Below are 1,008 nucleotides of genomic sequence, written 5' to 3' on the forward strand. Positions count from 1 at the left end.
GCCTGGGGGGGCAACGACAAGTCGGACGAGGAGGGGAGTGGGGACGAGCCGAACGCGGTCGCGACCAAGGACGCCGAGCCCGAGACCTGGCCGCTGACCGGTCTCCCCGTCGAGCGTGGCGACTCCGCGGAGCAGGACCACCCGGTCCTGGTCCTCAAGCTCGACAACACCGAGGCCAGCGCACCCCAGCAGGGGCTCTCGCACGCCGACCTGGTGGTCGAGGAGCTGGTCGAGGGCGGCATCACCCGGCTCGCGGCGTTCTACTACTCCGACATCCCGGGCGACGTCGGTCCGGTCCGGTCGATGCGCGCCAGCGACATCGGCATCGTCTCGCCGGCCGACGGCGCGATGGTCACCAGCGGTGGCGCGGCGCAGACCGTCGAGCGGATCATCGACGCCGGCATCCGGATCTTCAACGAGGGCAGCCCCGGGTTCTACCGCGAGAGCAGCCGCAGCGCGCCGTACAACCTCTTCACCGACCTGGGCAAGGTCGCCGCGACGGCTGAGGACGACAAGGTCGCGCGGCCCGACGACTACCTCCCGTGGGGCACCGAGGGCGACCTGCCCGAGGGCCGCCCGGCCGGCACGCTGACCGCGGACTTCGGCTCGCACTCCACGAACTGGACCTTCCAGAACGGCAGCTACGTCAACCAGAACTCCTACGCCGGCGACGGCGACGAGTTCCCGGCCGACAGCGTGCTCGTTCTGCGGGTCGACGTCGGCGACGCCGGCTACACCGACCCGGCCGGCAACCCGGTCCCCGAGACGATCTTCGAGGGCGAGGGCAACGCGTTCCTCTTCCACGCCGGCAAGGTCGTCGAGGGCACGTGGAGCAAGGACGACCTGGGCTCGGCGATCGAGCTCGAGACCAAGGACGGCAAGCTCTCGGTGCCGGCCGGTCGGGTGTGGATCGAGCTGGTCCCGATCGACGCCAAGGGCGGCAGCGTCACCTTCGGCAAGTAGCCGATCTGCAATGCGCCGACCCGTCGCCAACTTGGCGACGGGTCG

The 1,008-nt window shown here is 70.7% G+C and carries 1 protein-coding gene; it reads left to right on the forward strand.

Annotation, left to right across the window (positions count from 1 at the left end; all coding sequences use genetic code 11):
• Positions 1 to 963, forward strand: a 963-nt coding sequence (locus H0488_RS23380; protein ID WP_183101551.1) for a DUF3048 domain-containing protein, incomplete at its 5' end; no start/stop codon positions are given.
• Between the last annotated feature and the right edge of the window lie 45 nt (positions 964 to 1,008).

It is taken from the genome of Nocardioides pelophilus, assembly GCF_014180685.1.
GTDB classification, from domain to species: Bacteria; Actinomycetota; Actinomycetes; order Propionibacteriales; family Nocardioidaceae; genus Nocardioides; species Nocardioides pelophilus.